The organism is Virgibacillus halotolerans, assembly GCF_016908515.1.
In the GTDB taxonomy this organism is placed as follows: Bacteria; Bacillota; Bacilli; order Bacillales; family Amphibacillaceae; genus Virgibacillus_M; species Virgibacillus_M halotolerans.
On record NZ_JAFBEA010000001.1, the window covers coordinates 584,261 to 610,495 of the forward strand.

General features: G+C 37.9%; 31 protein-coding genes. 30 read left to right on the forward strand and 1 reads right to left on the reverse strand.

From position 1 onward, the window contains the following. The first annotated feature begins 9 nt into the window (after positions 1–9). The 24 genes from JOC34_RS03440 (at position 10) to JOC34_RS03555 (ending at position 20,174) form a co-directional block, all read left to right on the forward strand. A complete protein-coding gene (locus JOC34_RS03440; protein ID WP_205135308.1) occupies positions 10–735 on the forward strand; it encodes a hypothetical protein in 726 nt (241 codons plus the stop codon). A gap of 198 nt (positions 736–933) precedes the next feature. Beyond that, positions 934–2,412, forward strand: a complete 1,479-nt coding sequence (spoIVA, locus tag JOC34_RS03445) for a stage IV sporulation protein A (RefSeq protein WP_205135309.1) — start codon at positions 934–936, stop codon at positions 2,410–2,412. 433 nt (positions 2,413–2,845) lie between these two features. Further along, complete coding sequence (locus tag JOC34_RS03450) at positions 2,846–3,118, forward strand: HU family DNA-binding protein (RefSeq protein WP_205135310.1); 273 nt, start codon at positions 2,846–2,848, stop codon at positions 3,116–3,118. Between the two features lie 109 nt (positions 3,119–3,227). Continuing rightward, complete coding sequence (gene mtrB, locus JOC34_RS03455; protein ID WP_205135311.1) at positions 3,228–3,452, forward strand: trp RNA-binding attenuation protein MtrB; 225 nt, start codon at positions 3,228–3,230, stop codon at positions 3,450–3,452. 116 nt (positions 3,453–3,568) lie between these two features. Then, positions 3,569–4,360, forward strand: a complete 792-nt coding sequence (locus tag JOC34_RS03460; RefSeq protein ID WP_205135312.1) for a heptaprenyl diphosphate synthase component 1 — start codon at positions 3,569–3,571, stop codon at positions 4,358–4,360. 3 nt (positions 4,361–4,363) lie between these two features. Continuing rightward, entirely contained in the window at positions 4,364–5,074 is a 711-nt protein-coding gene (menG, locus tag JOC34_RS03465) for a demethylmenaquinone methyltransferase (protein ID WP_205135313.1), read from the forward strand. A gap of 36 nt (positions 5,075–5,110) precedes the next feature. Beyond that, positions 5,111–6,082: a heptaprenyl diphosphate synthase component II gene (gene hepT / locus JOC34_RS03470; RefSeq protein ID WP_205135314.1), complete on the forward strand. Its 972-nt coding sequence runs from the start codon at positions 5,111–5,113 to the stop codon at positions 6,080–6,082. A 79-nt stretch (positions 6,083–6,161) separates the two neighbouring features. Further along, positions 6,162–6,608 (forward strand): nucleoside-diphosphate kinase, encoded by a 447-nt coding sequence (gene ndk, locus JOC34_RS03475; protein ID WP_205135315.1) that lies wholly within the window; start codon positions 6,162–6,164, stop codon positions 6,606–6,608. 74 nt (positions 6,609–6,682) lie between these two features. Further along, entirely contained in the window at positions 6,683–7,453 is a 771-nt protein-coding gene (locus JOC34_RS03480; RefSeq protein WP_205135316.1) for a CheR family methyltransferase, read from the forward strand. A gap of 138 nt (positions 7,454–7,591) precedes the next feature. Further along, positions 7,592–8,761, forward strand: coding sequence for a chorismate synthase (gene aroC, locus JOC34_RS03485; RefSeq protein WP_205135317.1), 1,170 nt, complete (start codon positions 7,592–7,594; stop codon positions 8,759–8,761). Beyond that, on the forward strand, positions 8,761–9,834 hold the full coding sequence (gene aroB, locus JOC34_RS03490) for a 3-dehydroquinate synthase (RefSeq protein ID WP_205135318.1): 1,074 nt from the start codon (positions 8,761–8,763) through the stop codon (positions 9,832–9,834). Before aroC ends, aroB begins: the two co-directional genes overlap by 1 nt. Continuing rightward, positions 9,831–10,214 (forward strand): chorismate mutase, encoded by a 384-nt coding sequence (aroH, locus tag JOC34_RS03495; protein WP_205135319.1) that lies wholly within the window; start codon positions 9,831–9,833, stop codon positions 10,212–10,214. The genes aroB and aroH overlap by 4 nt, the downstream gene beginning before the upstream one ends. Further along, the gene (gene hisC / locus JOC34_RS03500) at positions 10,207–11,310 is read left to right on the forward strand and encodes a histidinol-phosphate transaminase (RefSeq protein ID WP_205135320.1); all 1,104 of its coding nucleotides are present in this window, start codon (positions 10,207–10,209) and stop codon (positions 11,308–11,310) included. Before aroH ends, hisC begins: the two co-directional genes overlap by 8 nt. Then, positions 11,310–12,410: a prephenate dehydrogenase gene (locus tag JOC34_RS03505; RefSeq protein WP_205135321.1), complete on the forward strand. Its 1,101-nt coding sequence runs from the start codon at positions 11,310–11,312 to the stop codon at positions 12,408–12,410. Before hisC ends, JOC34_RS03505 begins: the two co-directional genes overlap by 1 nt. A 23-nt stretch (positions 12,411–12,433) precedes the next feature. Beyond that, positions 12,434–13,738, forward strand: coding sequence for a 3-phosphoshikimate 1-carboxyvinyltransferase (gene aroA, locus JOC34_RS03510; RefSeq protein WP_205135322.1), 1,305 nt, complete (start codon positions 12,434–12,436; stop codon positions 13,736–13,738). Between the two features lie 92 nt (positions 13,739–13,830). Then, complete coding sequence (locus tag JOC34_RS03515; protein WP_205135323.1) at positions 13,831–15,093, forward strand: tetratricopeptide repeat protein; 1,263 nt, start codon at positions 13,831–13,833, stop codon at positions 15,091–15,093. 43 nt (positions 15,094–15,136) lie between these two features. Next, positions 15,137–15,703, forward strand: a complete 567-nt coding sequence (locus JOC34_RS03520; RefSeq protein ID WP_205135324.1) for a ReoY family proteolytic degradation factor — start codon at positions 15,137–15,139, stop codon at positions 15,701–15,703. A 95-nt stretch (positions 15,704–15,798) separates the two neighbouring features. Then, on the forward strand, positions 15,799–16,257 hold the full coding sequence (locus tag JOC34_RS03525; protein WP_205135325.1) for a YpiF family protein: 459 nt from the start codon (positions 15,799–15,801) through the stop codon (positions 16,255–16,257). A gap of 179 nt (positions 16,258–16,436) precedes the next feature. Continuing rightward, a complete protein-coding gene (locus tag JOC34_RS03530) occupies positions 16,437–16,949 on the forward strand; it encodes a QcrA and Rieske domain-containing protein (RefSeq protein WP_205135326.1) in 513 nt (170 codons plus the stop codon). A gap of 6 nt (positions 16,950–16,955) precedes the next feature. Continuing rightward, positions 16,956–17,630 (forward strand): menaquinol-cytochrome c reductase cytochrome b subunit, encoded by a 675-nt coding sequence (gene qcrB / locus JOC34_RS03535; protein WP_205135327.1) that lies wholly within the window; start codon positions 16,956–16,958, stop codon positions 17,628–17,630. Between the two features lie 16 nt (positions 17,631–17,646). Then, a complete protein-coding gene (locus JOC34_RS03540; protein WP_205135328.1) occupies positions 17,647–18,423 on the forward strand; it encodes a c-type cytochrome in 777 nt (258 codons plus the stop codon). A 96-nt stretch (positions 18,424–18,519) separates the two neighbouring features. Next, the gene (gene lhaT / locus JOC34_RS03545; RefSeq protein ID WP_205135914.1) at positions 18,520–19,095 is read left to right on the forward strand and encodes a lipoprotein heptaprenylglyceryl N-acetyltransferase LhaT; all 576 of its coding nucleotides are present in this window, start codon (positions 18,520–18,522) and stop codon (positions 19,093–19,095) included. Positions 19,096–19,162: 67 nt separating this feature from the next. Continuing rightward, positions 19,163–19,429, forward strand: a complete 267-nt coding sequence (locus JOC34_RS22170) for a sporulation protein YpjB (RefSeq protein ID WP_205135329.1) — start codon at positions 19,163–19,165, stop codon at positions 19,427–19,429. A gap of 61 nt (positions 19,430–19,490) precedes the next feature. After that, entirely contained in the window at positions 19,491–20,174 is a 684-nt protein-coding gene (locus JOC34_RS03555) for a zinc metallopeptidase (RefSeq protein WP_205135330.1), read from the forward strand. A 47-nt stretch (positions 20,175–20,221) separates the two neighbouring features. On the opposite strand, the gene JOC34_RS03560 is transcribed toward JOC34_RS03555, so the two are convergent. Further along, the gene (locus JOC34_RS03560) at positions 20,222–21,094 is read right to left on the reverse strand and encodes a YitT family protein (protein WP_205135331.1); all 873 of its coding nucleotides are present in this window, start codon (positions 21,092–21,094) and stop codon (positions 20,222–20,224) included. Between the two features lie 233 nt (positions 21,095–21,327). Between JOC34_RS03560 and JOC34_RS03565 the strand changes: the two genes are divergently transcribed. The 6 genes from JOC34_RS03565 to JOC34_RS03590 are packed head-to-tail and all read left to right on the forward strand — an operon-like array spanning position 21,328 to position 26,235. Next, complete coding sequence (locus JOC34_RS03565; protein WP_420856108.1) at positions 21,328–21,657, forward strand: nucleotide pyrophosphohydrolase; 330 nt, start codon at positions 21,328–21,330, stop codon at positions 21,655–21,657. A gap of 27 nt (positions 21,658–21,684) precedes the next feature. Continuing rightward, entirely contained in the window at positions 21,685–22,479 is a 795-nt protein-coding gene (gene dapB / locus JOC34_RS03570; RefSeq protein ID WP_205135332.1) for a 4-hydroxy-tetrahydrodipicolinate reductase, read from the forward strand. Positions 22,480–22,490: 11 nt separating this feature from the next. Then, on the forward strand, positions 22,491–22,913 hold the full coding sequence (mgsA, locus tag JOC34_RS03575; RefSeq protein WP_205135333.1) for a methylglyoxal synthase: 423 nt from the start codon (positions 22,491–22,493) through the stop codon (positions 22,911–22,913). Further along, entirely contained in the window at positions 22,910–24,049 is a 1,140-nt protein-coding gene (gene bshA, locus JOC34_RS03580) for an N-acetyl-alpha-D-glucosaminyl L-malate synthase BshA (protein WP_205135334.1), read from the forward strand. Before mgsA ends, bshA begins: the two co-directional genes overlap by 4 nt. Positions 24,050–24,067: 18 nt before the next feature. Further along, positions 24,068–25,267, forward strand: coding sequence for a CCA tRNA nucleotidyltransferase (locus tag JOC34_RS03585; protein ID WP_239544044.1), 1,200 nt, complete (start codon positions 24,068–24,070; stop codon positions 25,265–25,267). After that, complete coding sequence (locus JOC34_RS03590) at positions 25,243–26,235, forward strand: biotin--[acetyl-CoA-carboxylase] ligase (protein ID WP_205135336.1); 993 nt, start codon at positions 25,243–25,245, stop codon at positions 26,233–26,235. The genes JOC34_RS03585 and JOC34_RS03590 overlap by 25 nt, the downstream gene beginning before the upstream one ends.

The window sequence follows — 26,235 nt, forward strand, 5'->3', positions numbered from 1 at the left end:
GATGAGAACTTGAGATATACATATATTCGAATAGCGGGGGTATTCATGTTAACCCTTATTTTAAGTGGATGCCTTTACCCGCAGGATAAATTAGAACAAAATCAATCGCCAAACGAAAGACAATTAGAGCTTGTGCAATCTGCTGTTGACCAATACAGAGAAGATAAACAAGGTTTGGTACCGATTAAAACAAAAGAAAATGATACACCCATTTTTCAAAAGTATTTAATTGATTTCAGTGTGTTAAAAGAAAATAATCTAATTGACCAGATCCCGGGAAACGCCTATGAAAAAGGGGGACATTATCAATATACATTATTAACTCCGGAAGATAATCCACGCGTAAAATTGATCGATTTGCGGATTACAGAAAAGGTGCGCCGGGTTAATGTACAATTGGATATTTATCGCAACGAGCATATTTATCCGCCATACGGTAAAGAAATCGCTGATGGAATATACAATATTGATTATAAAAAACTTGGATTTGATAAACCAGTCACCGTTGTAAGTCCATATTCACAGGAGAATTTACCGATTGTCATGGACGTTGACGGAAAATTATATGTAGATTATCGAATTGACTTAACGGATGCACTGGAAGCATACGAACATGATTATAAAGAAGGAAACGATATTCGTTATCTTTTAGCAGATAACACACCATTTGTCCCTATCTATTCATTGCCATACACCATTCAAGATGGTGAGCCGGTATTTATGACAGAAAAATAAATAAGATATTTATCATATTCACTCCCTTGTAACATATATTGTTGCAAGGGTTTATTTGTTTTTACAACCGATTAGAAAACGTTTTTATCATTTTACACCTATTTAAGGCATATTTTGATAGGACAACATCATAGACTTGTAATGTTAAATGTTCGTTTTTTATTATGAATTAAAGTACGGAGATCGGGAGGAGATCTTTTGGAGAAAATCGATATTTTTAAAGATATTTCAAAGCGGACGAACGGAGATATTTACCTAGGTATTGTAGGTGCGGTCCGGACTGGTAAATCAACATTCATTAAAAAATTTATGGAGTTGATTGTCCTGCCAAATATCGAAGAGGAAAGTGAACGTGCGCGGGCACTTGATGAATTACCACAAAGCGCTGCAGGAAAAACTATTATGACGACAGAGCCTAAGTTCATCCCAAATCAAGCCGTCACAGTAAGTGTGGATGAAGGGTTAGATGTAAATGTAAGACTTGTTGATTGTGTAGGGTATGCAGTTGAAGGTGCAAAAGGATTTGAAGATGAGAATGGTCCGAGAATGATTCATACGCCATGGTATGAGGATTCTATTCCATTTCATGATGCAGCTGAAATCGGTACAAGGAAGGTCATACAAGAGCATTCAACGATCGGGGTAGTTGTAACAACAGACGGATCAATCGGCGAGATCCCCCGTGCAGATTACGTTGATGCGGAAGCTCAAGTGATTGATGAACTAAAAGAAGTGGGTAAGCCATTTGTAATGGTGGTTAATTCCGTACGACCTACAAGCCAGGAGGCGGAATTATTACGTCAGGATTTAACGGAAAAGTATGACATTCCTGTCTTAGCGATGAGTGTAGAATCCATGTCGGAGCATGATGTCTATAATGTTTTACGAGAAGCACTTTATGAATTTCCGGTGCTTGAAGTAAATGTGAATCTGCCGAGTTGGGTGATGGTGCTTAATGAAGACCATTGGCTAAGACGGAATTACCAAGAGGCAATACAGTCTACAGTGAAAAATATTAAAAGGTTACGGGATGTCGATGAAATTGTTGGGGACTTTGGCGAATATGATTATATTGCTAAAGCAAATATAGCTGGTATGGAAATGGGTGAAGGGGTAGCGGAAATTGATTTGCATGCTCCGGATCACCTGTATGATCAAATTCTAAAAGAAATTGTAGGAGAAGAAATCCGCGGTAAAGATCATTTACTGCAATTAATGCAGGATTTCTCCGTTGCTAAACGTGAATATGATCAAGTATCTGGTGCATTACAAATGGTAAAGCAAACCGGGTACGGTGTGGCAGCTCCTACTTTAGAAGATATGATATTGGATGAGCCGGAAATTATTCGCCAAGGATCCAGATTTGGTGTTCGATTAAAAGCTGTAGCGCCCTCTATTCATATGATTAAAGTGGAGGTCGAATCTGAATTTTCTCCAATTATCGGTACAGAGAAACAAAGCGAAGAGCTTGTAAGATATTTAATGCAAGACTTTGAAGCAGACCCATTATCGATTTGGGAATCTGATATTTTTGGCAGATCATTAAGTTCGATTGTTAGAGAGGGTATTCAAGCAAAGATTGCATTAATGCCTGAAAATGCAAGATACAAGCTAAAAGATACACTGGAACGAATCATTAACGAAGGATCCGGTGGTTTAATCGCAATTATCCTATAGCAGCTTTAACAAGCTGCTTTATGGATTTTATTTTATAGATTCGTCTAATAACTCTCTGACTCACGAGGGTTATTTGTCGTTTTAAAAACTTTTTATGAAACGGCAGGAATTAACGCTTACATGTCGTATAACTATTAATGTGGCGTTACCAGCTTATACTAACCGTTTTTAAACATTGATTAACAATTATATTTTTTCCAAAAGATTAACTTTTTGTCCTGTTTTAAGCGGTATTTTAGCTTTTTTAACAAAAAATGCGGAAAAAATGGTAGTTATTGTTGAATTTTGTAGCAAACTCGGTTAATATAAGCCATGTCATCTAATGATTCGGGTGGCTACAACGTATAAATATAGGCAATTTGGTAAACAAATGGTTATAAGTTAATTATTTGTTCCGATGTCGATTGAAACTATTTGGGAGGAGGTGAATGTCATGAACAAAACAGACTTGATAAATGCAGTAGCAGAAAAAAGCGAGCTTTCTAAAAAAGACGCAACAAAAGCTGTTGATGCAGTATTTGAATCTATCATGGATTCACTTAAACAAGGTGAAAAAGTACAATTAATCGGATTTGGTAACTTTGAAGTACGTGAGCGTTCAGCTCGTAAAGGCCGTAATCCGCAAACTGGAGAAGAAATTCAAATTCCAGCTAGTAAAGTCCCTGCATTCAAAGCAGGTAAAGCCCTTAAAGATAGCGTAAAATAAATATTATTTTACATAGGGTTTATTTAAAAGGGTACGTTAAACGCGTACCCTTTTTTTTCACTGTAAATAATAAATACAGCACTGTAAATAATAAGCAGGAGGTAAGGTAATGGACAAACAAGATCCGAAAACAGACTTTTTTGTTGTTAAAGCATTAGAAGATGGTGTGAATGTGATCGGTTTAACAAGAGGAACTGACACCCGTTTCCATCATTCAGAAAAGCTGGATAAAGATGAAGTGATGATTGCACAATTTACCGAACATACCTCTGCAGTAAAAGTGCGAGGAAAAGCGATTATTCAAACAAGTCATGGTCAATTAGACAATAAATAACACCGGTTGTTTGATGGATCGTTTGCTGCCGGTATTCTTAATTATGGATCATACATAAATTATGCTATAATGACTACAGTAATTATTGAATCAATGAAAGGGATCAGGTGATTTCTTTGAATACATCTACCATGGAAATTCGACACCTAAAAGCGCGAATTGAAGACAAAATATACCATTCATACCTGAAAAAATATATACCAAAACCTGTGATTGATGAAGAAAAGCTGATCATTTTAGCTGCAATTATTAATAATACACATTTATCCACTATCCAGAAGGAACAATATATTATTACAACGATGCTTGTGCAAGTTGCTCTAGATACACATGAACTGGTGCCAGTATCAAATGACCCCAATGAAAGTAATGAACTTATTCTTTCAAAACAGTTGAGTGTTTTGGCAGGTGATTATTTTAGTGGGTTATATTACTTACTGCTGGCGGAAATTGAAGACTTTGATCTTATTCATATATTAGCATCAGCCATCAAAGAGATAAATGAAAACAAAATGAAGTTATATTATAACGAAATAAATTCACTGCGCGATCACATTCAAATCTTGGGTAAAATTGAATCCTTATTGATCCTCCATGTTGCCGATTATGTAAAAGACGTAACGATGGCTCGAATAGCAGAAGAGTGGGTCATGATGAATAGATTATGCCAGGAAAAAAGCAAAATGAACAACAATGATTTTTCTTCATTATTATCCAAAGAGTTAAACGTGGATACGATGTATGAAACGTTGTTGCATACGGTTGACGATGTAATCAAATTAAACGCGATTCACGTAGATAAAATGCTGGTAAAACTTCCTGCCTCACAGGTAGCATTCAAAGTACATGCTAATGTAAAATTAAAAGCGTTGCTATATAATTGCACAACGATAGCGGAAGAAGGGTGAAGAATGCCTGAACAATCAAAAGAGGAACGTGTTCATCACGTTTTCGAAAAAATATATACGAAATATGACACGATGAATTCTATCATCTCATTTCAACGTCATAAGGCATGGCGTAAAGATGTAATGAAACGTATGCAAGTAATAGAGGGATCAAAAGCACTTGATGTGTGCTGTGGTACTGGGGATTGGTCTTTAGCACTTGCAGATGCGGTTGGTACAGATGGAGAGATAACCGGGTTGGACTTCAGTGAGAACATGCTATCCGTTGCTATCAATAAAAAGCAGGAATTGAATCTACCTCAACTGCGCTTCCTTCATGGTAATGCGATGAATCTACCTTTTGAAGACAATACCTTTGATTGTGTCACCATAGGATTTGGTTTGCGCAATGTCCCTGATTATAAGACTGTATTAAGAGAAATGCACCGCGTTGTTAAACCAGGTGGGAAAGTTGTTTGTCTGGAAACATCTCAACCAACGTTAAGTGGATATCGGCAATTATACTATTTTTACTTTAAATTCATTATGCCGCTGATCGGCAGAATGTTTGCAAAAAGCTATAAAGAATATGCATGGTTACACGAATCTGCAAAGGACTTTCCAAATAAAAGAGAGCTCAAGCAAATGTTCCATGATGCGGGCTTTTCACTTGTCCAAGTAAAAAGCTATACTGGTGGAGTTGCAGCAATGCATATGGGCTTTAAAACATCATAACAGACAGACACTAATTATTTTATAAAGGTGACACACATGAAACTTGCTAAAACATATGGGTATTTAAAAAAAGACTTAAATATAATTGAAGATGCTTTAAATCAGATGATTCAAGCTGAACATCCCGTATTGCGTGAAGCATCAACCGAATTACTCGAGGCTGGAGGGAAGCGAATTCGTCCTATCTTTGTTTTGTTGTCTGGACAGATCGGGAACTTTGATATGGAAAGAATTAAAACAGTAGCAGTTTCACTTGAATTAATACATATGGCAACACTCGTCCATGATGATGTGATAGATGATGCAGCAATCCGCAGGGGTAAGCCAACAATTAAAAAATTGTATGGAAACCGTGTGGCGATGTATACAGGCGATTACATTTTAGCACGGGCATTGGAAGAAATAACTACTTTAAAAGAAGCCAAGGTGCATCGTTTACTATCAAAAACGATCGTTGAAGTATGTATCGGGGAAATTGAACAAATCAAAGATAAATTTAAATGGGATCAGCAACTCAGAGACTATTTACGCAGAATCAAACGTAAGACTGCCCTGTTAATCGCAACCAGCTGTAAATTAGGTGCAATTGTGACCGGTGTAGAAGATAAGTATGCGAATAAACTATATCAATATGGCTATTATATTGGTATGTCCTACCAAATTATCGACGATATCCTTGATTTTACTTCTTCAGCAAAACAATTGGGCAAACCAGCAGGAAATGATTTATTACAAGGAAATATTACGCTGCCGGTACTTTATGCAATGAAGGATCAGACTTTCAATACATTGCTAAGAGAAACATTTGCTGACCCGGAACATGTTCGTGAAGAAAGTATGGAAAAGCTGCTTCGTGCACTACAACAAACAGATGCAATCGAACAATCCTATCATCTCAGTGACTTGTATTTGCAAAAAGCCTTACAGGTTCTGGATGATCTACCGAATTCTAAGGCAAAACAAACATTGCAGGACATTGCCACCTATATTGGCAAAAGACGGTCTTAATTCAATTGTTTTTTTGTGCAGAATTTGATACTATTTTAACGGTGAACAAAAATTACATAATACATGAAGAGGTGTACCAATGGAAAAGACATTTTTAATGATTAAACCGGATGGCGTACAACGCAATCTAGTAGGGGAAATTGTAAAACGTTTTGAAGCAAAGGGTTTTAAACTAGCAGGTGCGAAACTGATGGTTATCTCAGATGATTTAGCGAAAAATCATTATGCAGAACATAAAGAAAGACCTTTCTTTGGAGAACTGGTTGAATTTATAACTTCCGGACCTGTGTTTGCAATGGTATGGGAAGGTGAAAAAGTAATAACAACTGCACGTGATATGATGGGTAAAACGAACCCTCTAGAAGCGGCTTCAGGAACAGTGCGCGGTGATTTCGGAATGACGGTAGGGAAAAACATTATTCACGGATCAGATTCTGCGGAGAGTGCAGCGCGTGAAATTGGTTTATTCTTTAATGAAAGTGAAATTACAAACTATACAAAACAGGATAGTGCCTGGATTTACTAAACCATAAGTTAGTAACCTCCGTTATCAATTAACGGAGGTTTTTCTCTAACTTCCAGCTGATAAGGAGAAGAAAAATGCCCGAATACATCGATTTCATTTCTCGAATTAAATTAAAATTAGGGATCGATTTAAATTTATATAAAGAAACACAAATGAGGCGCCGAATTACTACATTAAGAAATAAACGAGGGTATCCTGATTTTTCATCCTATTTCACTGCTTTGACCACTGAGGAAACTTTATTACAAGAGTTCCTAGATCGGTTGACCATCAATGTTACAGAGTTTTATCGGAACCCAAAAAGATGGGATATATTGCAAAAAAGGATACTTCCGTTATTAACCAAACAAAATAAGCAGATGACAATTTGGAGTGCGGCTTGTTCAACAGGAGAAGAGCCTTATAGTCTGGCGATCATGATGAAAGAAAATTTTCCGAATATTGCATGTCGAATTATCGCAACAGATTTGGATGAAAATGTATTAAAAAAGGCTAAGCAAGGTACATATCAAGCACAGGCGCTCAGAGAGTTGCCCCCAACTATAAAAAAGAAATACTTTGCTGAACAACAGGGAATGTATAAGATCAAAGATACATTGAAAGAAATGATTCGTTTCAAGCAACATAATTTGCTCGCGGATGCTTATCCAAGTGATGTTGATTTAATCGTATGCCGGAATGTGCTTATTTATTTCACAGATGATGCCAAGGCAATTATCTATCATCGTATGGGAAAAGCGCTTCGCCAGAGCGGGGTTTTATTTGTTGGCAGCACAGAACAAATATTTAGTCCGACAAACTATAATTTGGATTTGATTGAAACGTTCTTTTACCAAAAGGTCTGAATTAAATAGGATCATCTTGTTTTAATGTATAGATTTTAATTTTTTTCATAGATTTTCACCAAAAACAAAAACAAATATGATATAGTAATGAGAAAAACTTTGTAACAATTTAAAAAGTCTAATAAAGGAGAATGTTCATTGCGCTACTTAACTGCAGGTGAATCACATGGGAAGCAACTAACAACTATCATTGAAGGGATTCCGGCTCGAATGCCCCTTTTGAAAGAAGACATTAACGACTCTTTATTACGTAGGCAAAAGGGCCATGGCAGAGGCAAGCGGATGCAAATTGAAAAGGATCTTGTCGATATTACAAGTGGTGTCAGACATGGTTCTACACTAGGTTCTCCTATCTCCCTCGTTGTACATAATGATGATTTCAAGCATTGGATCGATATTATGGGAGAAGATCCAATCGAGGAAGACAAGGAAATTAGACGTGTTGTCTCCAGACCAAGACCTGGACATGCAGATCTAAACGGTGCAATTAAGTATGGTCACCGGGATATGCGTAACGTGTTGGAAAGATCATCTGCCCGCGAAACAACTGTACGTGTAGCGGCAGGAGCTGTCGCCAAAACATTATTAAAGCAATTAGGCATCGAGGTTTGTGGCTATGTAAAAGAAATTGGTGGAATCCGCGCTACCGAAATCAATTCTCTCTCTATGGATGAACGTAAAACGATTTCTGAGGCATCACCTGTGCGTACGCTGGATAAAGATGCGGAAAAAGAAATGATGGACGCGATTGACCAAGCGAAAAAAGAAGGTGACTCTATCGGAGGCGTAACTGAAGTATATGTTGAAGGCATGCCTGCCGGTGTTGGTTCTTATGTACATTATGACCGTAAACTGGACAGTAAACTAGCTGGAGCTGTGATGAGTATTAATGCATATAAAGGCGTCGAAATTGGGCTTGGATTCGAAACAGCAAGAAGAAACGGTAGTCAGGTACATGACGAAATCGCCTGGAATGAAACAGATGGTTATTACCGAACAACAAATCGATTAGGTGGTTTTGAGGGTGGAATGACTACAGGCATGCCAATTGTCATTAAAGGTGTTATGAAGCCTATACCTACTTTAATGCTTAAACCCCTACAAAGTGTCGATATTGAAACGAAAGAGCCTTTTAAAGCAACAGTGGAGCGATCTGATGCATGTGCAGTTCCTGCAGCTGCAGTTGTGATGGAGCATGTTGTTGCATTCGAACTGGCAAAAGCAATCACCGAACAATTTCCAAGTGATCAATTTCCGGCATTGCAAAAGGCAATCGCCGATTATCGTGAAGAAATCAGGTGTTTTTAGTGGAAGAAATTCAGGTACATGCCTCATCACATACGTATCCTATTTTTATCGGGGCAGATATCCGGTTTCAGCTCGATCAATTATTGACTAAGAAATATGCTTCCATATTAATTATTTCAGATGATGTGGTTGCTGATTTGTATTTGGCCGATATCATAGAAACGCTATCTGCAGATCATGTTTACCATTCGATCATATCAAGTGGAGAGCAATCCAAAAATGTGAAGGCATTTTATCAATTACATACAGATGCAATCACATATGGATTGGATCGTCAATCTTTGATTGTAGCACTTGGCGGTGGTGTGGTTGGAGACCTGGCAGGATTTGTTGCAGCGACATATATGCGGGGAATTGATTATGTTCAAATTCCGACAACCATACTTGCTCACGATAGTAGTGTTGGAGGAAAAGTTGCCATAAACCATGAATCAGGTAAAAATTTAATTGGCAGTTTCTATCCACCAAAAGCGGTCGTTTATGATATAGCAACACTTCATAGCTTAACAGCGAAAGAAATTCGTTCCGGCTACGCGGAATTGATCAAAGAAGCTTTAATTGCAGATAAGGACTTTTTTAATAAAGTTATTCAAACTAAACTGGACACTATTACAAATGAGCAGCTACAAGAACATTTGCGTTCAGGTATTGATATTAAAGCTGCTATCGTAGAGATCGACGAAAGGGAAGCTGGCGTCCGAATGCATTTGAATTTGGGTCATACGCTGGGACACGCCATTGAAGCAGAATTAGGGTATGGCAGTCTGACACACGGAGAAGCCGTGGCAATTGGCTTATTATTTTCACTTTATCTAAGTGAAAAAATCTTTTCCGTTAAATTACCATATGGTGCTTTATTCAATTGGTTAAAAGCGAACAACTATCCAATGGATGTATCTTCTTTTGATGAAGATGCACTCATTCACAAAATGAAATCTGATAAAAAAACGATTGATAAGAAAATCCAAATGGTTTTATTAAAAGATGTCGGCGTGCCGATTGTTAAAGAAGTAGCAGAACTGGATCTCAAAATCTATTTAAAATCATTTATTAGAAAGATGGTGAACGCATGATACGCGGTATTCGAGGGGCAACTTCAGTTATCGAAAACGAGGAGCAACAAATTATTACTGCAACAAAGAAATTAATTGAAGAAATGGTGAACAAAAATAATATTCATGCAGAAACTATCTCGCATGTACTTATTTCTGTTACAGATGATATCAATGCAGGTTTTCCTGCCAGAGCGTTGAGACAGTTCAACGGTTGGACATTTGTACCTGTAATGTGTATGAAAGAAATTGATGTTCCAGGCAGTCTCAAGCGTTGTATCCGAGTTATGATGGTTGCACAAACAGATAGCGAACAACAGGACATTAAGCATGTTTATCATAATGAAGCAATTAAGCTGCGTCCGGATTTAATTAAGGAATCAGGTGAAACAAATGAATAATAAATCAATACTCAATGAATTGTCGCCCTATAAACCAGGTAAACAGGTAAAAGAAATTAAAGAAATGTATGGTCTGAATCAAATCGTTAAATTAGCCTCCAATGAAAACCCTTATGGCTTTTCGGAAAATGTAAAAGACTATGTCTTAAACAGTATGCATGAATTTAATATTTATCCAGATGGCTATACTTCTGAGTTACGGACAGCAGTAGCTGCAAAATTAAAAATAAATGAAAAACAGCTGGTTTTTGGAAATGGTTCTGATGAAATTGTCCAAATTATTTGCCGGGCATATATATATCCGGGTGTAAATACCGTTATGGCAACACCTACATTTCCTCAATATAAACAGAATGCACTTATTGAAGGTGCGCAGATTAAGGAAATACCAACCATTGATGGCTATCACGATTTAGAAGGCATGCTAACTGCCATTGATGAGAATACCAATGTAGTATGGCTTTGTTCACCAAATAATCCAACAGGTAGTATTATAGAAAAAGAAACCTTACATAGCTTTTTAGACAGATGTCCCAAAAACGTGCTGGTTGTGTTAGATGAAGCTTATTATGAATATATGGAAAGTGACTTAGATGCGAAGATGATTGAACAGTTATCAGCATACCCCAATCTGGTTATTTTACGAACCTTCTCTAAAGCATACGGATTAGCTGGTTTAAGGGTAGGCTATGCGGTTGCTAGTGAACAATTAATAACGAAGCTAGATGTGGCAAGAGGGCCGTTTAATACATCCACACTTGCTCAAAACGCAGCATTAATTGCCCTTGAAGATGATCAGTTCATCCAATCTTCAAGGGCGAAAAACAATGATGTAAAACAAGCGTTTCAGCAATTTCTAACTTCGATCGGCTGGCATTACTATGATTCACAGACCAACTTTCTACTCGTATCTACACCGATAAGTGGCGAAGCTGTTTTCCAATATCTAATAGAAAACGGATTTATCGTACGCCCGGGAGAATTGTTGGGCTGCCCGAATACAATCAGAATTACACTTGGTCATGAATCAGATATGAAACAAATACAGGACCTATTATATCAACTAGATCAAGAAATAAGTAAGGAGAACGAGTAGTGACACGTACTATACTAGTAGCGGGTTTAGGATTGATCGGCGGTTCATTAGCTAAAGGAATAGCAAAGGCGGAAGAGAATCATGTTATTGGCTTTGATGTAAATGCTGAATCAACTGCATACGCAAGAGCAAGTGGTATCATTGATGAAGTAGCTACCGAGTTTACGGAGGCGGCACAACAAGCGGATTTTATTATCCTTGCCGCTCCTATTTCAGAAACAATCCGCTTATTGGAAAAATTAGATGCTATTCCTTTTAAACGGGAGGTCATCGTTTCAGATGTATCTTCCGTAAAAAGCACGATCATTCATGCGGCAAATAAATTAACGAATCAGCACATGACCTTTATTGGTGGGCACCCGATGGCCGGCTCACATAAAAAGGGAGTTCAGGCAGCCAAATCACATTTATTTGAAAATGCGATTTATGTCTTAACACCCGCATTTAGAAGTTCGTCAGCTAAAATTGACGCATTGAAGGATGTTTTAATCAATACAAAAAGTAATTTTATTATACTAAATCCCAATGAACATGATGAGATGACCGGGGTTGTTTCACATTTTCCGCACTTAATTGCTTCTTCCCTTGTACATCAGGCTAAAAAATGGGAAGATACCCATGCATTCTTGCCTAATCTGGCTGCAGGAGGCTTCCGGGATATTACAAGAATCGCCTCCAGTAATCCGGAGTTATGGCAAGATATTTTTTATCATAATCGCGACAAAATGTCACAGTTATTAGACGAATGGATTAAAGAAATGCAATTTGTGAAGCAATTAGTTGATGAAAATAGTAAAGCAGATATGATCGAATATTTGCATCTGGCTAAAGTCTACAGAGACGGGCTAGGTAAAGCGGATAAAGGGGCTATCCCAGCGTTTTATGACTTGTTTATTGATATAAGGGACCAGACTGGTGCAATTGCTTCTGTCACGCAATTACTTGCCGATAAACAGATCAGTATTAACAATATCCAGATTTTGGAAATGCGTGAAGGTATTACGGGTGTTTTACGTCTGAGCTTACCAACCAAACAAGCCTTAAAAGAGAGCTCCAAACTGTTACAAAGCTACGGTTATGAGATCATGATTCAGCGGTAGTACACGAAGGGAAGGGAAAGCTATTGAAAGAGGTTAAATTGCAATCCAGCCATCATCCTTTGTCAGGAGAGCTGGAAATTCCTGGAGATAAATCAATTTCTCATCGGGCAATTATTATGGGATCTTTAGCAAGTGGAAAAACCAAAGTGACAAACTTTTTAGATGGAGAAGACTGCATGCGCACAATCCATGCCTTTCAAAAAATGGGTGTGTCGATTGAAAAACAGGATACAACTGTAACAATCGATAGCAAGGGGGCGGCAGCATTAACCGAACCAAAAGAGCCTTTATATTTTGGGAACTCCGGTACAACGGCCAGATTAATGCTTGGCTTATTAGCGGGATTGCCTTTTTTCACTTCTGTTTATGGTGATCCATCTTTGTCTATCCGTCCAATGGATCGTGTACTAACTCCATTGAAACAAATGGGTGCACAGATTGATGGAAGAGAAGCGGGAAGTTATTTACCTTTGTCTATACGTGGAAAAAGCTTACAGGGGATGGATTATACATTGCCTGTAAAAAGCGCTCAGGTTAAATCAGCTGTCTTATTTGCCGGCCTACTCGCAAGTGGTGAGACAAAGGTAACCGAGGAAACGTCTACAAGAAATCATACGGAAAATATGCTCCGTGCGTTTGGTGCAGATATAACCGTAAATGGTACAACAACAACGATTACGAATAAGCAGACGCTAACGGCAAGTGATGTACAAGTACCAGGAGATATCTCCTCTGCAGCCTTCTTTTTAGCTGCAGCAGCAATCGTTCCCGACAGTCAATTAACATTGAAAAACATCGGTTTAAATGAAACGAGAACAGGAATATTGGATGTTCTGCAAGCAATGGGCGCAAGCATCCATTTAAGCAACCAGCAAACGACCAATGGAGAGTTGATGGGTGATGTAACGGTAAAGTATGACAAACTGCATGCTACAACAATTGATGGGAGTATTATTCCACGTCTAATTGATGAAATACCTATTATTGCCTTAATCGCTACCCAAATAGACGGTACAACAATCATAGAAGATGCGGAAGAACTGCGCGTGAAGGAAACAGACCGAATTGCAGCAGTAGCTGATGTGCTGACCACGCTAGGGGCAAACATCGAAACGAAACATGACGGAATGGTGATTCATGGTAAAACAAGGCTCTCCGGTGGTAAAATCGCATCTTACAACGATCATCGGATTGCTATGATGGGTGCAATCGCTTCATTAGTTGCGCAAGGCGAAGTAATCATTGATGATATTACTTCGGTCGCTATTTCTTACCCTAACTTTTTCGAGCATTTACAGCACATTAAGAATGAATCTACAATTATGTAGGTTCATTTCTTTTATTTGAACATGCAATCGCTTTTCTGTATGATAAACGATAGGTATCGTATATCAAGGTGATCGTAGAAAGGGTGCTCGAGATGGAGACCATTATGGAAGCAGTTCGTTTAATGGAAAGCAAACAATCAGAAAAGGCAATCCAGTTACTGGAAGATTATTTACCAGTAGCGAATGAAGATGAGAAATATACCATTGCAGATTTATTTACACAGTGGGGATTTTTACATGAGGCAAGAGATATTCTTTCCGACTTATTACAGCAATATCCAAGCGAAAGTGAATTAAAGATCATGCTTGCAGATATATACGTAGAGTTAGAGGATGATGAAAATGCGATTCATTTATTAAATGAAATTGAGCAAGATGATCCAGACTATGTTTCAGCTTTGATACAATTAGCAGATTTGTATCAAACACAGGGGCTTTTTGAGGTTGCCGAACAAAAATTACTTACGGCAAAACAAATAGACCCGAACGAGGTCGTCATTGATTTTGCGTTGGGCGAATTGCTGTTTTCTATAGGCGATTACAGTAAAGCAATTATATATTATCAAAAGATAATACCCAAAACGAAGGAAGTAGCAAACATTTCTATTAACGACCGGCTTGCTGAAAGCTATGCAGCGTCAGGTGAGTATGAATTGGCATTATCGTATTATCAGGATATTGAAAGTGAGAATCCGGACACAATGTTTAAATATGGCGTTACGGCATATCAGGCAGACCGTAAAGATATTGCGATTAAAGCATGGGAACATGTTATAGAGCTGGACAACTATTACCACGCTGCGTACACCAGGTTATCAAATGCCTATAATGAAGAACATATGCCAGAAGAAGCGTATGCCACAGCGATTAAAGGAATAGAAGTAGATGAATTTAATAAGGAGCTATTCTTTTCTGCAGGCGTGTTTGCTCATCAGTTTAATAAAGTGGATGAAAGTGAAAAATGGGTACGTAAAGCAATCGCACTGGATCCAGATTACAAAGAGGCTATTTTATTCTTAATTGAGCTATTTAAAGAACAAGATAATTTTAATGGCATAATAGAATTAGTTACTGAGGTTAAAGGGACGGGCGCTGATGATTCATTATATGAATGGGAGATAGCTAAAGCGTATAATGAAATCGAATCATATAGTGATGCATTAAACCACTATAAAGAGGCATATAATAGCCTAAATCAAGATAGCGACTTTTTAAAAGAATATGGTTATTTCTTAACAGAGGAAGGGAGGATAAACGAAGCTATTCCTGTCCTTAAATCCTATTTGGATCAAGAGCCGGTAGATGGTGAAGTGGAGGAGTTTCTTAATCGTTTGAAACAAACAAAAAGAAGCTAATAAGGTTTTCAATAAGGATCATAAAAGGGGGATTTCATTCCATATGCAAACTCCTGTTTCCGTGCAAGATAAAAAAGCATTTATTCAATGGTTTTTAAATCATTACCAACTTAAAAAACGGGAAAGTGTCTGGATTTTGAATTATTTGGTCAATCATCATGATCTTTTAGTTAACGTTCATTTTGTAAGGGATGCAAAATTTTGCCCCAGAGGTATTGTCATGACAAGTCACTGTTCCAATGAAGCTCCTTTTCGCTTTTATAAAAATCATTTAGTTACAACAGATGCAGAGAAATCTTTTCATGATATACGTTTAAATCAACAAGAACCATTATATTTACAACTAAACTTTGACAAATCATACCAAAACGCAAGCTATGTAGCTGTGTTAGAACAAAATCCATTTATACCTGAAGAATATTTCATAACCAAGGACGACAAAGTAGTGGCAGAGAACCTATTAAACCAAACACTTTATAATTATAAAAAAAATATATTAATGCGCGAAATCAATCGCTCTTTAGACAATATGGATCAGGGGAAATTCATGGATTTAACCGCCCAGTTACAAATACTGGAAAAAAATCAACCGCCATTGCTGATGCAATAGGTTGATTTTTTTTGTAGAAATGAGATAAGATTCAAGTAGTAATTAATATTTATCCAATGTTGTTTAACATAAGGAAGAAAGGTAGATACTAACATATGAAATGGAAGAAATCAGATTTGAACCAGTACAAGCAAGCAAAAGAATATATTGATACAATTCTTATCCCATTAGTACCTTTTCATCTGTCAAATGATAATACGATGGAAAAAAGTGCATTTCAGAGTGAAGTTTTATCTGTTTTTACTAATGAGATCGAAAATGAACTTTCAGGCAGAATCATGTTAACACCAAATTATTCTTATTTAAAGAGCGCTGATCAGGAAATGGAAGTGGAACGATTAAATACTTGGGTGTATGATTTACAAAAACAACCATTTAACCACGTGTTCTTTGTCACTTTTGATGCCGCTTGGAAAAAGAATGAACAAGCAATGCAGGGCACTTTAGTGTGGCTTCCAGGGCTTCATTCCGGTGACTTGCACAATAAAGAAATGCATGCGCTCATTCGAGATCAGGTAGAACAAATTGGTGAATTAATCCGGTCCTATTGGTAAGATGTCCTATTAGTTAAAAAGCAAAAAACATTGCATACTATCCTACTTATCAAACAATATATTTTCGACAAAATTGAATATATATTGACCATGCAAACAGTTTGCGCTATCATAGTATTGTCCTAGTAATATGATATAAAATATAATTGTCCGTGATTAATGTAAAGAGGGGGGAAATCATGAGTGAAAAAAAGCAGCAAGTATCCCGTAGACAGTTTCTCAATTACACACTTACAGGTGTAGGTGGGTTCATGGCAGCAGGCATGCTTGCTCCTATGTTACGAATGGCAGTTGATCCGGTGCTTAAGACTTCATCACATGGTGATCTTGCCAATGTAAGTTTATCTGTCGATGACATTACTGATGAACCGCAACGTGTTGATTGGAAGATTGATCAGGTTGACGGGTGGTATGAATCCGAAGTAACAAAAACAGCGTGGGTTTATAAAGACGAAAATGATGAAATATTAGCTTTTTCCCCAATTTGTAAACACCTTGGTTGTTTCGTTTCATGGGAAGGTAGTGAAGATTTTCCAGATGAGTTTTATTGCCCATGTCATGGTGGACGCTACTATAAGGATGGGACAAACGTTCCTGGAACTCCGCCACTAGCGCCATTGGATCAATTTGAGCAAAAAGTAGAAGACGGAATGTTATTCTTAGGTGAAGCAAAAGAACAAGGGGAGGCGTAATCGTTTATGCTACAGAAAATTTATGATTGGATTGACGATCGTATAGATATTACGCCGATATGGCGCGATATTGCAGATCACGAAGTGCCAGAACACGTTAACCCTGCGCATCATTTCTCAGCGTTTGTATATTGCTTTGGCGGTTTAACGTTTTTCGTAGTTGTTATTCAAATTCTTTCTGGAATGTTTTTAACGATGTATTATGTTCCAGATATTGAAAATGCATGGAAGTCGGTATATTACCTGCAAACAGAAGTGGCTCATGGTCAGATAGTTCGAGGGATGCACCACTGGGGCGCAAGTGTCACTGTAGTTATGTTATTATTACATACTTTACGCGTATTTTTCCAAGGTGTTTATAAAAAGCCACGTGAACTTAACTGGATGGTAGGGGTACTTATTTTCTTTATCATTCTTGGTTTAGGTTTTACCGGTTATTTATTACCATGGGATAACAAAGCGTTTTTCGCGACTCAGGTTGGACTTGACATTGCTCAACAGGTTCCATTTATAGGGGAGCAGTTGAAAACTTTATTGGCAGGAGATCCTGAAATTATTGGTGCACAAACACTAACCAGATTCTTTGCGATTCACGTATTCTTCTTGCCAGGGGCATTATTTGCACTATTGGCAGCGCATTTTATATTAATACGTAAACAAGGGATTTCTGGACCACTATAAAAAGGAGGGGAAAGCTGTGCATAAGGGTAAAGGTATGAAATTTGTCGGGGATTCACGAATCTCTGCTGAAAAGAAGCCAAATATACCAAAGGACTATTCCGAATATCCTGGTAGAACAGAAGCTTTTTGGCCTAACTTTTTATTGAAAGAATGGTTGGTCGGTGCAGTATTTTTAGTTGGATTTCTCTGTTTAACTTTAGCCCATCCAGCACCATTGGAAGGGATGGCAGATCCAGGTGACGCAGCGTATATACCATTGCCAGACTGGTATTTTCTATTCTTATATGAACTCTTGAAATATAATTTTGCAAGTGGCCCATACATTATTATGGGAATACTGGTATTACCTGGTCTTGCTTTTGGAGCGCTATTACTTGCGCCGTTTTTGGACAAAGGTCCTGGACGTAGACCACAACAAAGGCCAGTTGCGGTTGGTATGATGATGCTTGGTTTAGCATCAGTCATCTGGTTAACTTATGAATCAGCTTCTGCAGTTGATTGGGAAGCACGTGCAGAAGAAAATAAGCCAGTTGCTGAAGCAGATGTAGAAATTGATGAGGAAGATCCTGGATTTGCAATTTACGAAAATAGTTGTATGCAATGTCACGGTGATGATTTATCAGGTGGAGCAGCTGCTCCTTCACTTATTGGCACTGAACATACAGCCGATGAAATTGCTGACATCGCACAAAATGGTATAGGAGACATGCCCCCGGATCAATTTTCTGGTAGCGATGAGGAATTAGAACAACTTGTTGACTTTATTGTCTCCGTAAACGAGGAAGCAGAATAAATAGAAGTTAAAAGTGTTAAAAAAGACACCTTTGCCATAACTATTGGTGAAGGTGTCTTTTTAATTCCAGGTTATGGAAAGGATTTACATATGGCTATGATTAGATATATCTTACTTAATAAACGTTTCTTAATTGCACTATTTTTGATCAACCTGGTAGGGACAATTTATGGCTTTATATGGTATGAAAGTCAGCTAGCAATTACGCCGCCCATTTTTTTGATTTTTGTTCCCGATAGTCCGACAGCGAGCTTGTTTTTCACGATTTTTTTGTTCTTTTTTCTATTTAAAAAAAACACACCCTACATAGAGGCACTCGCGATCATTACATTGTTTAAATATGGTGTATGGGCAGTTGTCATGAATCTGTTAACCTTGATCGTTGATGGATCATTGGGTTGGCAAGGATATATGCTGATGGCTTCACATGGCGCAATGGCCATACAGGGGCTACTGTATGCTCCTTTTTATAAAATACAGCGAAAACATATTTTTGTTGCTGCGGTTTGGACCTTACACAATGACGTGATCGATTACGTGTTTGGCATGATGCCAATTTACGCTTCATTAATAGAATATAGGAATGAAATAGGTTATTTTACATTTTGGTTAAGTATGATATCCATATTTATTGCATATAAATTAACCGTGCAAAAAAATGCTTCATTATAGTAACTGTTATATATTCAGGTCGCTTTACATATACATTAGTGATTAAACTGTATATGAGGTGATCTCTATGGCAAACAGGTGCAGGTACATCCGATTTTTTTTTATACTTTTCATAGGGATATTTATTTTTCTTCACACCGATCATTCTATTGCTGCAAGTCCGACAGCACCAACTTCTTCTGAAACCTCCACAGAAAACACCGATCTAGGACCCTTGTTGTGGTCTGTCTTGTTTATCGGTGGGAGTATTGCTATTACATTATCTTACGTCAGTTGGAGAAAATACAGGGGGGAAGTTAAAAAAGGAGCTAAAAAGGACAAATCAGTTGACTAAATCCCTATCTTTGACTATTGTTGACCTATAGGAAATATCTAAAATATGTGGAGGAATGTAAATGTTTGGTGGTCTTGGTGGTTATCTTATTTATATCGCTCTTTTGATGATTATTCCGATTTGGGCACAATCAAAAGTTAAAAACACGTACAAAAAGTATTCAAAAAAAGCAACTTCTTCTCATATGAGTGGGGAAGAGGTTGCTCGAAAAATATTAGATGATAATGGTTTGTATGATGTGCAAATTGAAGAAACGCGCGGGGAGCTTTCTGATCACTATGATCCGAGGAAAAAAGTAGTCAGACTGTCTTCTAAAAACTTTCACGGTCATTCCATGGCATCTTCTGCAATTGCTGCGCACGAGGTAGGACACGCCATTCAGGATGCAGAGTCCTATGCCTTCCTGCGATTTAGAAGTGCATTGGTTCCAGTAGCAAACTTAGGTTCAAATGCTTCTTACTTTTTAATTATTGCAGGTATCTTAATGAGCAGCATGAACCTATTGCTGTTTGGCATTATCTTTATGTCAGCTGCTGTACTGTTTCAAGTAGTGACATTACCAGTTGAATTTAATGCTTCTAATCGGGCAATGGGACAACTTGTTTCATCTGGAGTTATTCGCAATAATGAAGAGCGGGAAACGAAAAAAGTCTTGAATGCCGCTGCATTAACGTATGTAGCTGCCGCGCTTGTAGCTGTTGCAGAACTATTAAGATTCATTATGATTTACGCAAATAATGATTAAAAAGGATGGCATCTGGGTAACTACCCTGCCACCCTTTTTTATTTTGGTCAATCATCTATCGGGTTTTTATTTTCATCCAATGTAAATCCTTCACCTATTACATCATGTACGGTGCTCAATGCCACAAATGCATGTGGATCAATCCCATTAATAATACCTTTCAATCGGACGACCTCGTTCCTGCCAACAATGCAATATAAAACATTTCGCTTCTCGCCTGAGAAACTTCCCCTGCCATCAAGTACCGTTACCCCACGATCCATATCTATATTTATCTTTTTGGCAATTTCATCGCTGTAATTTGAAATAATGGTTGCACCTTTAGCTGAATACGCACCCTCTTGCATAAAATCAATGACCCTCGCACCAATAAAGACGGCTACAAGTGTGTACATCCCTTTTACTAAATCAAGTGCGACGAAAACGGATGTTGTGATTACGAGAAAGTCAAATAAAAACATGGTCTTGCCCATGCTCCAGCCGACATATTTATTAACAAGCCGTGCAATGATATCTACACCACCTGTCGTGCCGCCATATCGAAAGATAATGCCGAGACCAACCCCAATGAAAACACCTGCAAACAGGGCTGCTAATGTCATATCGGATTGTAAATAAGTCTGAAATGGTCTGATTTGAAAAACACTTAGAAATATGGAAACGCCAACAGTGCCGATAACCGTATAAAAAAAGGTTTTCCTACCAAGGAATCGCCAACCAATAAAAAAGACGGGCACATTTAAAACAATATTCATAATTGCAGGGTCCCAGTCCCATAAAAAGTAAAATAATAAAGTGATCCCAGTAAATCCACCTTCACTAAGATTGTTTTGCATATTAAAATGTACAATACCGAACGAAAATATCGCTGCACCTAATAAAATAAATAGGATATTTTTAATTCTTAAACCAAAAATCATTTTTTTACCTCCAAACTTCCTTATTTTCAATATCTCCAATAAATGCTTTCATTATGATTAGAAAACCTAAGTCACAATACAATCATACTTTTAGAATGAATAATTTGTCAAAATACGACAGATTCGCTAACATAATAAAGAGGTATAAAGTGAAACTTCATTCAGTGGGAGTTTTACTGCCCGCCAAACTGCGATAAATACGAAATAAAGGAGAATGAAATATTAGTACACCAATATATAATACAAAAGACATACAAAACCGGGTAGATTCGTATATTTCACAATTCAAAGAAGGATATTTTTCTCCTTTAAGCCTGATGGCCAGGTTGTCAGAGGAAGTGGGAGAGCTTGCAAGAGAGGTCAATCATTACTATGGAGAAAAACCAAAGAAAGCAACTGAACAAGAAAAGACGGTAGAGGAAGAGCTCGGTGATATCATCTTTGTTCTTTCCTGTTTTGCTAATTCGCTTGATATCGATCTTTCAGAAGCGTTTGACATTGCCATTAATAAAATAGAAACGCGTGACAAAGATCGTTGGACGAGAAAAGACAATCATAATTAATTAAATAATACTGGAGGTACAACAACAATGAGTATAAATGTAATTATCGCAGGTCCACGTGGTAAAATGGGATCTGAAGCCATTAAAATGGTAATGAAGGATGACAATTTAAATCTGGTAGCTTGCATTGATCGGAAAAATAATGGTAAGGCCGTAGATGATATTGTCGATATTTCCAATGTAAATGTTCCGGTTTTTGATAATGCTTCCGATTGTTTCCATTCGATCGATGCAGACGTCTTTGTAGACTTAACTGTGCCAGAAGTTGGATATAAACACGCATTAGCGGCACTCGAACATAATCTCCGCCCTGTGATTGGGACAACTGGCTTTACGGATGAACAATTAGATGAACTAAGAGCCATCGCTATGGAAAAGAAAATCGGCTGTATTATTGCTCCCAATTTTGCAATTGGCGCTGTATTGATGATGAAGTTTTCCCAAATGGCAGCACGTTACTTCCCTGATGTTGAAATTATCGAAAAGCACCACGATAATAAATTGGATGCTCCTTCAGGCACTGCTAAAAAGACGGCAGAACTTATCAAAGAAACACGAGACTATAAAATCCAAGGACATCCAGACGAAAAAGAAACGATCCAAGGAGCACGAGGTGCGGAATTAGATGGTATGCATATTCACAGTGTACGGCTGCCTGGACTTGTTGCACATCAAGAAGTTATTTTTGGCGGCTCCGGTCAAAACCTAACGATTAAACATGATTCATTTAATCGTGCATCATTTATGGAGGGTATCAAGTTTTCAATTGAAACAGTGATGGAATCAGATCAGCTTATTTACGGACTAGAAAACATACTATAAGGGGGACCATGATGAATATTGCACTTATTGCCCACGATAAAAAGAAACAGGATATTATTGGATTTAGTACTGCCTATAAACATATTTTGGCTAAACATACATTGTTTGCAACAGGAACTACTGGAACAATGATTTCAGAATCGACCGGACTATCCATACATTTATTTCAATCCGGTCCGCTTGGTGGTGATCAGCAAATAGGTGCAAGAATTGCTAACAATGAAATGGATATGGTCATCTTTTTCAGGGATCCATTGACCGCACAGCCACATGAACCGGATATCAGTGCATTGATGCGCTTATGTGACGTTTATAAAATCCCACTTGCAACCAATATGGCTGCATCAGAAATATTTATTCGCGCGTTGGATCGCGGTGATTTTCAGTGGAGAGAAATTGTCAAAGCAAACTTAAAACAGGACGCGAAAAAATGAAGATCGGTATCACTTGCTATCCAACAGTAGGTGGGTCAGGGATTATTGCCACCGAATTAGGTATGCTTTTAGCAGAGCGTGGAAATGAGATTCATTTTATTACTTCCAGTGTCCCTTTTCGTCTAGATAAAATTCATCCACAAATTTATTATCACGAAGTGGAATTAAATCACTATCCGGTTTTTCAATACCCTCCATATGATTTAGCATTGGCAACTAAAATGGCAGAAGTGATTGACCGGGAAAAATTGGACATACTACATGTCCATTATGCCATGCCCCACGCTATTTGTGCGATTTTAGCAAGGGACATTGCAGATCATGAAGTAAAAATTGTAACGACATTACACGGTACAGATATAACCGTACTGGGGGTTGACCATACATTTAAGAAAATGATCAAACACGGTATTGAGCAATCCGATGCTGTAACTGCTGTTTCTAATAGTCTTGTTCAACAAACGAAAGAAATGCTTGGCAGTAAAAAGGACATTTCTGTGATCTATAATTTCGTTAACGAAGCGGAATATTTTAAAAAAGATCTGCCTTCATTAAAAGCGGAGTATGGTATTCCAACGGATGAAAAAGTAATTATTCATATTTCAAACTTTCGGAAAGTAAAACGTCTCGATGATGTGATCAACACCTTCAGACTAATTAGAGACAACGTTAAAAGTAAGCTTTTATTAATTGGAGATGGGCCTGAATACGCTGCATCAACTGATTTAGTCAGTCAACTCGGGTTGACTGACGATGTTTTATTCTTAGGCAAGCAAAAAAACATTAGTGACTTATTGTCCATTTCTGATTTGAAACTACTATTATCAGAAAAGGAAAGCTTTGGCTTGGTATTGTTAGAGGCAATGGCATGCGAAGTCCCTTGCATTGGAACTAACGTCGGTGGTGTACCCGAAGTCATCGAGCATGGAAAAACCGGTTACCTGGTTGAATTAGGAGACGTAGAAAGTGCATCTAAATACGCTGTAGCGTTACTAAATAATGATAAAAAGCTGGATCGTTTTTCTCAGAATGCCCGACAGCATGCGGAAAGCGGCTTTCACTCTTCGAAAATTGTTAATCAATATATTGACATTTATGATAAAGTATTAGTAAATGATCAGATACAAAATGACTAAGAGATGGTGATAACCGTGATGACGGAAGCATTTTTAATGGCCATGCCTGTTATTAATCAAATTGAAAACCAGGGTCACCAGGCCTTTTATGTTGGTGGTTGTGTTCGCGATTTGCTACTCGATCGTCCGATTGGGGATATTGATATCGCCACATCGGCCTCACCAGCTTTTATTCAGCAAATCTTTAGCAAAGTGATTCCTGTCGGGATTGAACATGGTACAGTAATTGTTCGACATCATCATCAGTCCTATGAAGTAACAACATTTCGTATCGACGGAGACTATACAGACCAGCGTCATCCGGATTCGGTTGAATTCATAGATCAAATTGATAAAGATTTGGAACGAAGAGATTTCACAATTAATGCCTTGGCAATGAACAAAGACGGCGTGATAACGGATTTATTTGATGGGCAAGGGGATTTACAAGCAAAACTCATTCGAACGGTTGGAGACGGCTATGAACGCTTTACAGAGGATCCATTACGTATGATCCGCGCTCTTCGTTTTACCAGTCAACTCGGATTTACCATACATCGCCAAACATTAACAGATATTAAAAAAGTAAAACCGGCGATCGAGGGCCTTGCGATTGAACGAATTACAAATGAATTCACAAAGCTATTTGCCGGGGAGTACCTTCCAATTGGAATAGCTTATTTAAAGGACACAGAGATTTACAAGCACCTGCCAATATTTGCAGACTTCCCTGAAATTATTTGTTCCCTGCCGAACGCACTGAAACCTTTACACTCCTTTGGCGAGGTAATTGCATTGCTGCATGTTATTGAACCAAGGGTCAGTGTTGCACAGTGGATAAAGGAGTGGAAATGCTCCAATAAAACGAAACAGGAAGCCGCTCAGTTGGTTAATGCTTTGGAACAATATAAAAGAGACGGACTGAATCAGTGGATGATTTATCAATTATCCGAATCGTATTACGGTGGATTGAACAGGTTAATAAATATATTTAATCCCAATGAGCCAATTACCGTAGACGCGTTGGAACAAATTGCTCACCGCCTGCCAATCCAATCCAAACAGGAATTGGCGATCAATGGGAATGATTTAATTAATTTGTTCCCCAATAGACAAAAAGGACGATGGCTGCAAATATCGATCAATCAGATTGAAAAAGAAGTTGTCTCAGGCAGACTAAAGAATACGAAATATGATATAAAGGAGTGGATACAATGGAGTCCACCCGAAACAAACTAATCGAGCTACTCGCAAACAATCAGGATGATTATATTTCCGGACAAGTTTTATCGGACAAATTGAAAATATCCCGAAGTGGGATCTGGAAACATATGAAAGAGCTTGAAAAAGACGGATACACCATTGAAGGTAAGTCTAAAAAAGGCTACAGAATTCTAGACTATCCAGATAAATTAAGTGAGAACACATTACAATGGGGATTAAACACCAAATGGATTGGTAAAACAATCATACATAAACAATCGATCCCATCAACGCAAATTATTGCGCATCAAGTTGCGCTTGAAGGTGCATCGCATGGTACTGTTGTTATCGCTGATGAACAGACAATGGGGAAGGGTAGAATGAATCGCCACTGGCATTCTGGTAAAGGGAAAGGGATATGGCTCAGCATCCTTGTTCGACCTGATATATTACCTTATCAGGCGCCACAATTAACTCTTTTAACTGCAACGGTTTTAGCAGATGTATTACGAACATGCACGACAGTAGCCCCTTTAATTAAATGGCCAAACGACATATTAATTAATAACAAAAAAACGGCCGGCATCTTAACAGAAATGCAGGCGGAACAGGATAGAATCCAATATGTGGTCATCGGCATTGGCTTAAATGTCAATCAGACAAAAAGCGATATGCCTGAAGACATTGGGCATCGGGCAACTTCATTGCAAATGGAAACAAATAAACATTGGCAACTAAGAGAACTAGTTCAAAATATTTTAACCACATTTGAAAACACCTATGATTCCTACATGGAAAATGGCTTTCCGGAAATTAAGGATAAATGGGAAAGCTTCGGTTTCAAAATTGGCGAAAGTATCTCCATTAAAACAATGCGTGACAAGTGGGATGCCACATTTTTAGGAATTGCTGCAGATGGTGCTTTATTAACAAAAGCCACAGATGGCACAACGAAGAAACTGTATTCGGCAGAAATAGATTGGTTCAAAGAAGGGGAAAATTAA

Coding starts and splice junctions, on each gene's coding strand:
- dapB (WP_205135332.1), top strand. CDS start 21,685: ATGAGTATAAATGTAATTATCGCAGGTCCACGTGGTAAAATGGGATCT.
- mgsA (WP_205135333.1), top strand. CDS start 22,491: ATGAATATTGCACTTATTGCCCACGATAAAAAGAAACAGGATATTATT.
- JOC34_RS03585 (WP_239544044.1), top strand. CDS start 24,068: ATGACGGAAGCATTTTTAATGGCCATGCCTGTTATTAATCAAATTGAA.
- hisC (WP_205135320.1), top strand. CDS start 10,207: ATGAATAATAAATCAATACTCAATGAATTGTCGCCCTATAAACCAGGT.
- JOC34_RS03520 (WP_205135324.1), top strand. CDS start 15,137: ATGCAAACTCCTGTTTCCGTGCAAGATAAAAAAGCATTTATTCAATGG.
- JOC34_RS03560 (WP_205135331.1), bottom strand. CDS start 21,094: ATGATTTTTGGTTTAAGAATTAAAAATATCCTATTTATTTTATTAGGT.
- JOC34_RS03525 (WP_205135325.1), top strand. CDS start 15,799: ATGAAATGGAAGAAATCAGATTTGAACCAGTACAAGCAAGCAAAAGAA.
- lhaT (WP_205135914.1), top strand. CDS start 18,520: ATGATTAGATATATCTTACTTAATAAACGTTTCTTAATTGCACTATTT.
- JOC34_RS03450 (WP_205135310.1), top strand. CDS start 2,846: ATGAACAAAACAGACTTGATAAATGCAGTAGCAGAAAAAAGCGAGCTT.
- JOC34_RS22170 (WP_205135329.1), top strand. CDS start 19,163: ATGGCAAACAGGTGCAGGTACATCCGATTTTTTTTTATACTTTTCATA.
- bshA (WP_205135334.1), top strand. CDS start 22,910: ATGAAGATCGGTATCACTTGCTATCCAACAGTAGGTGGGTCAGGGATT.
- qcrB (WP_205135327.1), top strand. CDS start 16,956: ATGCTACAGAAAATTTATGATTGGATTGACGATCGTATAGATATTACG.
- JOC34_RS03555 (WP_205135330.1), top strand. CDS start 19,491: ATGTTTGGTGGTCTTGGTGGTTATCTTATTTATATCGCTCTTTTGATG.
- ndk (WP_205135315.1), top strand. CDS start 6,162: ATGGAAAAGACATTTTTAATGATTAAACCGGATGGCGTACAACGCAAT.
- aroH (WP_205135319.1), top strand. CDS start 9,831: ATGATACGCGGTATTCGAGGGGCAACTTCAGTTATCGAAAACGAGGAG.
- JOC34_RS03590 (WP_205135336.1), top strand. CDS start 25,243: ATGGAGTCCACCCGAAACAAACTAATCGAGCTACTCGCAAACAATCAG.
- JOC34_RS03515 (WP_205135323.1), top strand. CDS start 13,831: ATGGAGACCATTATGGAAGCAGTTCGTTTAATGGAAAGCAAACAATCA.
- hepT (WP_205135314.1), top strand. CDS start 5,111: ATGAAACTTGCTAAAACATATGGGTATTTAAAAAAAGACTTAAATATA.
- JOC34_RS03480 (WP_205135316.1), top strand. CDS start 6,683: ATGCCCGAATACATCGATTTCATTTCTCGAATTAAATTAAAATTAGGG.
- JOC34_RS03530 (WP_205135326.1), top strand. CDS start 16,437: ATGAGTGAAAAAAAGCAGCAAGTATCCCGTAGACAGTTTCTCAATTAC.
- mtrB (WP_205135311.1), top strand. CDS start 3,228: ATGGACAAACAAGATCCGAAAACAGACTTTTTTGTTGTTAAAGCATTA.
- menG (WP_205135313.1), top strand. CDS start 4,364: ATGCCTGAACAATCAAAAGAGGAACGTGTTCATCACGTTTTCGAAAAA.